Here is a 6013-nt window from a genome sequence, read left to right on the forward strand (position 1 = left end):
CGGCGGTGAAAGCGATGGCGCTCGCCCTCGTACAGCGCGGACTGGACCGCGTGGCCGATCCCGGCGATCACCGCCAGCGTCCAGCCGGACGCGGTGCCGATCGAGGTCGCGACGACCAGATAGGCCGCGACGAAGACCAGGTGATCGCACATGCCGTCCAGCGCACGGCCCCAGGCGCTGCTGGTGCCGGTGGCGCGCGCGACCTTGCCGTCCAGCCCGTCCGCGACCAGCCAGGCCAGCATCAGCAACAGCGCGAGCACGACCGCCGCCGGCGAGCGCCACCACCTCAACGCCGCCGCCGCGCCGAGCCCGAGCGCCAGACCCGTCACCGACACCGCGTCCGCCGACACGCGCGCGCGCAACGCCGGCGCCAGCAGGGCGGAGGCGAGCGGGTGGATCAGCCAGCGGTTCGAAGGGTCCTCGATCCGGAGATCGCGCGATCCGTCCGGGGGAGGCGTTGTCATCAGGCCTTCACATTGCGCCCCCGCGCCCCTTTTTGCAAGGCGGCGGCGCCACCCGGCGGGATCGCGATCCGCTACGGTGTGGCGCCGGTGGCACAGAGGCGGGTGACCAAGTCGATCGCGAGCGAGTCTACGGTACTCCCGCCGCCAGCTCCTCCAGCCACGCCCGCGCCGTTCCGTCCGACGGCGCGCGCCAGTCCCCCCGCGGCGAGACCGCGCCGCCCGCCGACACCTTGGGCCCGTTGGGCAGCGCCGAGCGCTTGAACTGCGAGCCCGCGAAGAACCGCTGCAGGAAACGCCCGAGCCACCATTTGATCGTCGGCAGGTCGTAGGCCACCCGCGCGTCCGCCGGGAAGTCGGGCGGCCAGCGCCCCGCCGCCGCGTCGCGCCACGCGTGCCAGCACAGGAATGCGATCTTGGACGGCGCCAGCCCGTGGCGCAGCACGTAATGCGCGAAGAAGTCGTTGAGCGCGTACGGCCCCACCGTCGCCTCCGTCGATTGCAGCGCGCCGCTCGCGTCGGCGGGGACCAGCTCCGGGCTGATCTCCTGCGCCAGGATGCTGGCGAGCACCTGATCCGTCGTCGCGTCATACTGGCCGTCGCGGATCGCCCAGCGGATCAGGAACTGGATCAGCGTCTTGGGCACGCCCGCGTTGATCCCGTAATGGCTCATGTGATCGCCGACGCCATAGGTGCACCAGCCCAGCGCCAGCTCGCTGAGGTCGCCCGTCCCCAGCACCAGCGCGCCGCGCTGGTTGGCGAGGCGGAACAGGTAATCGGTGCGCAAGCCCGCCTGCACGTTCTCGAACGTCACGTCGTAGACCGGCTCGCCGCTTCCGGCCGGGTGGCCCATCGTCGCCAGCATGGCCTGCGCGGCCGGGCGGATGTCGATCTCCTTCGCCGTGACGCGCAGCGCGCGCATTAGCGCCCAGGCGTTCGCCTTGCTGCCCTCGCCGGTCGCGAAGCCGGGCAGGGTGAAGCCCAGGATGTCCGTGCGGGGCCGGCCGAGCCGGTCCATCGCCTTGGCCGCGACGATCAGCGCGTGCGTCGAGTCGAGCCCGCCCGACACGCCGATCACCAGTTTCAGCCCGCCCGTCGCTACGAGCCGCTTGGACAACGCCTCGACCTGGATGTTGTACGCCTCGTAGCAATCGGCGTCGCGCCGGGCGGGGTCGTTGGGCACGAACGGGAAGCGCCGCACCGCGCGCTCCAGCCCCCGGTCGGCATCAGCGGGCTCGTGCCGGAAGCCGATCCGCCGGAAGCGCAGCTCCGGATGGCCCGCGCCGGCGGCGGCGTCGTTGAACGTCCCGAACCGCGTCCGCTCCTGCGCGATCCGCTCCAGGTCGATGTCGGCCACCACCATGTCGCCGCTGGTGAACCGCTCGGACGCCGCCAGCTGCTCGCCCAGTTCGTGGATCAGCCCCTCGCCGTCCCAGGCCAGGTCGGTCGTGCTCTCGCCGGGCCCGGCGGCGGAGTAGACATAGGCGCACACCCCCCGCGCCGACTGCGCCGCCGCCAGCATCGCCCGTTCGCGCGCCTTGCCGACGACGATGTTGGACGCCGACAGGTTGCAGCACACCAGCGCGCCCGCCAGCGCGCCGAGCGTCGAGGGCGGGGTGGGCGCCCAGTAATCCTCGCAGATCTCGGCATGAACGACGAAGCCCGGCACGTCGTCCGCCGCGAACAGCAGGTCCGTCCCGAACGGCACCGCCACGCCCGCCAGCTCGATCGTCAGCCCGGTCAGCCCGGCGCCGGACGCGAACCACCGCTTCTCGTAATATTCGCGGTAATTGGGCAGGAACGTCTTGGGGACCACGCCAAGCACCCGTCCCCGCGCCACCGCCACCGCGCAATTATACAGCCGCCCGTTGCGGGGCAGCGCCGCGCCGACGAGCAGCAGCGGCCGCAGCTCGGCCGACGCCTCCACCACCCGCGCCAGCGCCGCATGCGTCGACCGCTGCTGCGCCGATTGGAGGTGCAGGTCGTCGATCGCATAAGAGGTGAGGTTCAGCTCCGGGAACACGACCAGATCGACGCCGCGCGCGTCCGCCTGTCGCGCGAGCGCGATGCATGCGTCGGCATTGGCGAGCGCGTCGCCCACGCTGCCGGCCGGCGTCGCGGCGGCGACCCGGATCATCCCGTGTTGGTGGAGGGCGTAAAAGGGGTGGGGCATGGGAAAGGTGTAAGCCTGAATCACGTCATGCTGAACCTATTTCACCATCCGGGCGGTGCGCCGCCTGACAAGCCGGTCGCACGTGTTGCCGTCGCGCGTGGATGCTGAAACAAGGCCAGCATGACAGTGACACTGCACGGCATCCGCGATTGCGACACCGTCAAGAAGGCGCGCGCCTGGCTCGACGCGGCCGGCGTCGCCTACGCGTTCCACGACTACAAGACCGCCGGCGTCCCGGAGCAGGCGCTGCGCACCTGGGTCGACCGCCTCGGCTGGGAATCGCTACTCAATCGCGCCGGCACCACCTTCCGCAAGCTCCCCGACGCCGACAAGGCCGATCTCGACGCTCCCCGCGCGGTCTCGCTGATGCTGGCCCATTCGTCCGCGATCCGTCGCCCCGTCCTGGTCCACGGCGACGCGCTGCTGGTCGGTTTCGATCCCGCCCGTGATGCTCGACAGCTCCGGACGGCCACCGACCATTGATGATCTTGCCGGCCGAGCGCGCCTTCAAGGCTCGATGAAGCTTGATCGATCGAGGTCGTCGGGGAACGGGGTGCTGCCGTCGGGCCGTGTGATCGGCGCTTGGCGGAACGAGCGCAGCCACGGCAACGCCGCGAGCACCCGACTCGGCGGATCGAGTCCGACCGGCTGCTCGCCGGTTCCCAGCGAGAACGGATCGGCGGCGAGCGGCTTCAGCATGACGCGGCGCAGGCGATAACCCCGCCCGAAAGTCGCGGCGAGATCGAGCGGGTCGACCTGAACGATGCTGGCCGGATCGCGCGGGTCGCGGAATGTGACGAGGTACGGCACCGGTGAGAAGAAGGGGAGGTCGGCCATGCCGTCCCCGTCCGCGTCGCGATCGGCGCTCCGCTGCGGCGCCTGTCCGGTGGTGAGCTCCGCACGGATCGCTTCGCTGTTCGCGAGCCATTCCGGCGGGCCGATGCCGGTGGGCGTGCGCGTAAACAGGACGAGCAACTTGCGTCCATCGGGCAGGTCCACCATCGGGGCCTCGCCGCGATAGCTGGTCCGGTCCGCGCCCGGGCACATCCAGCCGCACCAATGCACCGGCGCCACCTCGCGGGTCACCCGCACGGGGCTGGCGGCCGTGCGGTCGCCCGCGGGTGTCGCCACGGAGAGGATGAGCGTGAAGTTCGCCTCAAGATCCCCCGGATCGGCAGGGCGCGGGCGCGTGCACCCGTTCTGCACCATCAGCGCGCCCAGCGCGGCGATGGTGCGCAGACGGCGGTCGGGCGACCGGGTCGGGTTCGGCGGTGCCATCTCGCCACGTTGCGCGACGCTAGCTTGCCATTTCGTGAAACAACTCCCGCCGCTGGTCCGCACCGACGCGCACCGCTATACCTGCCCCGCAAGGAGACCGCCCATGCCCACCGCCACCTGGAACGGCCATGTCATCGCCAGCTCGGACGACACGGTCGTGGTCGAGGGCAATCACTATTTCCCCGCCGACAGCATCGACCCGGCGCTGATCGAGGACAGCGCCACCCACACGACCTGCCCGTGGAAGGGGATCGCCAGCTACAAGACGTTGGTCGTGGACGGCGCGCGCAACCCGGACGCCGCCTGGTTCTATCCCGATCCCAAGCCGGCCGCGAAGGAGATTGCCGGCCGCTACGCTTTCTGGAAGGGCGTGAAGGTCGCGTAAGGGGAGGGCATGATGACGAGGACGCCGCCGCCGCTCTGGTTCCGGGTCGCCGCCGTGCTGCTGCTGCTCTGGGCCCTGGTCGGCGTCGCCAGCTTCGCCATGGATCGCGCGATGACGCCCGCCGCGCTGGCGCGGATGAGCGACTATGACCGTCAGCTCTACGCCTCGCGGCCCGCCTGGACGATCCTCGCCTATGGCATCGGCACCGTCGCCGGCCTGATCGGCACGATCGCGCTGGTGGCGCGCCGCCGCGACGCGCTCGGCTGGTTCGTGGTGTCGCTGGTCGGGATCGCCCTGCTGTTCGGCTGGACGCTGGGCGCGACCAACCTCGTCGCGGTCAAGGGCGTCGCCGCCGCCGCGCTGTTCCCGCTCGTCATCGCCTTGCTGTGCCTCCTCGAAATCGCGCTCGCCCGCCACGCCGCGCGCCGGGGCTGGATCGGCTGATGTCCACCACCTTCACCATCGACGCCGCCACCAGCCGCGCGACTCCCGTCGCGGCGCCGATGAAGCGGCTGACCATCCCGGCGGTGCGCGCGCGCAAGGCGGCGATCGCGGCGGGGACGGGCGCGCCGCTCGTGATGCTCACCGCCTATACCGTGCGGACCGCGCAGCTGCTCGATCCGCATTGCGACCTGTTGCTGGTCGGCGACAGCCTGGGGCAGGTGGTCTATGGCCTGCCGTCCACCGTCCCGGTCACGCTGGAGATGATGGCCGCGCATGGCGCCGCCGTGGTGCGGGGCTCGTTCGCCGCCGCCGTCGTCATCGACATGCCGTTCGGCAGCTACGAGGCGTCGCCCGAACAGGCGTTCGGGTCCGCCGCGCGGCTGCTCAAGGAGACCGGCGCGGCCGCGGTCAAGCTGGAGGGCGGCGCGGCGATGGCCCCCACGGTGCGCTTCCTGTCCGAACGCGGCATCCCGGTCATGGGCCATGTCGGGCTCACCCCGCAGGCGGTGAACCAGCTCGGCGGCTACGGCGCGCGCGGCCGCACGCCCGACGAGGCCGACAAGATCGTCGGCGACGCGCAGGCGGTCGCGCAGGCCGGCGCCTTTGCCCTGGTGGTGGAGGGCGTCGTCGAGTCGATCGCGGTGGCGATCACGCGCACGGTCGATTGCCCCACCATCGGCATCGGCGCGTCCGCCGCGTGCGACGGCCAGGTGCTGGTCGCCGAGGACATGCTGGGCCTGTTCGAGCGCGTGCCCCGCTTCGTCAAGCGCTTCGCCGCGCTGGGCCCCGCGATCGACGCCGCCGCCGCCGCCTTTGCCGCCGATGTCCGCGCCCGCGCCTTTCCCGGCCCCGATCAGGTCTATCCCGACCGGCGCTGACCCTTTCGCTCGCGCGGGGCTTCGGCTAGGCGCCGCGCCTTACCCCTGTCGGAGTAGTCCTTGGCCAAGCCGCCCGTGCCCGCGAACGACGCCTTCCTGCGCGAGGTCGATGACGAGCTGCGTCGCGACGAGCTGGTCGCCGCCTGGCGTCGCTGGGGCCGCGTCGGCATCGTCGCGCTGCTCGTCGCGCTGGCCGCCTTCGCCGGCTGGCTGTGGTGGCGCGCGCACCAGGAACAGGTCGCCGGCCGCGAGGGCGAGCAGCTCCAGGCCGCGTACGACCAGGCCGCCGCCGGGCAGGACCGGCAGGCGCAGGGCTGCGCAGCGACGACGGCTACGACGTTCTCGTTACGGGCATGGTACCGGCCGGCGCGGACGTAACCGACCTCGGCGGCGG

Annotated in this window: 8 protein-coding genes; 5 read left to right on the forward strand and 3 right to left on the reverse strand. The window is 71.8% G+C overall.

Annotation, left to right across the window (positions count from 1 at the left end; all coding sequences use genetic code 11):
• Positions 1-464 (reverse strand): CDP-alcohol phosphatidyltransferase family protein (locus HUU95_RS06310; RefSeq protein WP_174279337.1); only part of this gene is annotated, 464 nt, incomplete at its 3' end.
• Between the two features lie 127 nt (positions 465-591).
• A complete protein-coding gene (locus HUU95_RS06315; protein ID WP_174279344.1) occupies positions 592-2634 on the reverse strand; it encodes an NAD(+) synthase in 2043 nt (680 codons plus the stop codon).
• Positions 2635-2754: 120 nt separating this feature from the next.
• Between HUU95_RS06315 and HUU95_RS06320 the strand changes: the two genes are divergently transcribed.
• Positions 2755-3117, forward strand: coding sequence for an arsenate reductase (locus tag HUU95_RS06320; protein ID WP_174279338.1), 363 nt, complete (start codon positions 2755-2757; stop codon positions 3115-3117).
• A gap of 24 nt (positions 3118-3141) precedes the next feature.
• Here HUU95_RS06320 and HUU95_RS06325 read toward each other — a convergent pair whose 3' ends face one another.
• Entirely contained in the window at positions 3142-3636 is a 495-nt protein-coding gene (locus HUU95_RS06325; RefSeq protein WP_174279339.1) for a hypothetical protein, read from the reverse strand.
• A gap of 379 nt (positions 3637-4015) precedes the next feature.
• Between HUU95_RS06325 and HUU95_RS06330 the strand changes: the two genes are divergently transcribed.
• The 4 genes from HUU95_RS06330 to HUU95_RS06345 are packed head-to-tail and all read left to right on the forward strand — an operon-like array spanning position 4016 to position 5997.
• A complete protein-coding gene (locus HUU95_RS06330) occupies positions 4016-4297 on the forward strand; it encodes a DUF427 domain-containing protein (protein ID WP_174279340.1) in 282 nt (93 codons plus the stop codon).
• 12 nt (positions 4298-4309) lie between these two features.
• A complete protein-coding gene (locus HUU95_RS06335; RefSeq protein ID WP_174279341.1) occupies positions 4310-4741 on the forward strand; it encodes a sugar transporter in 432 nt (143 codons plus the stop codon).
• Positions 4741-5619, forward strand: a complete 879-nt coding sequence (gene panB / locus HUU95_RS06340; protein WP_174279342.1) for a 3-methyl-2-oxobutanoate hydroxymethyltransferase — start codon at positions 4741-4743, stop codon at positions 5617-5619. Before HUU95_RS06335 ends, panB begins: the two co-directional genes overlap by 1 nt.
• Before the next feature lie 60 nt (positions 5620-5679).
• Positions 5680-5997: a hypothetical protein gene (locus tag HUU95_RS06345; protein ID WP_174279343.1), complete on the forward strand. Its 318-nt coding sequence runs from the start codon at positions 5680-5682 to the stop codon at positions 5995-5997.
• Positions 5998-6013 lie beyond the last annotated feature (16 nt).

This window comes from Sphingomonas bacterium (assembly GCF_903643065.1).
In the GTDB taxonomy this organism is placed as follows: Bacteria; Pseudomonadota; Alphaproteobacteria; order Sphingomonadales; family Sphingomonadaceae; genus Sphingomonas.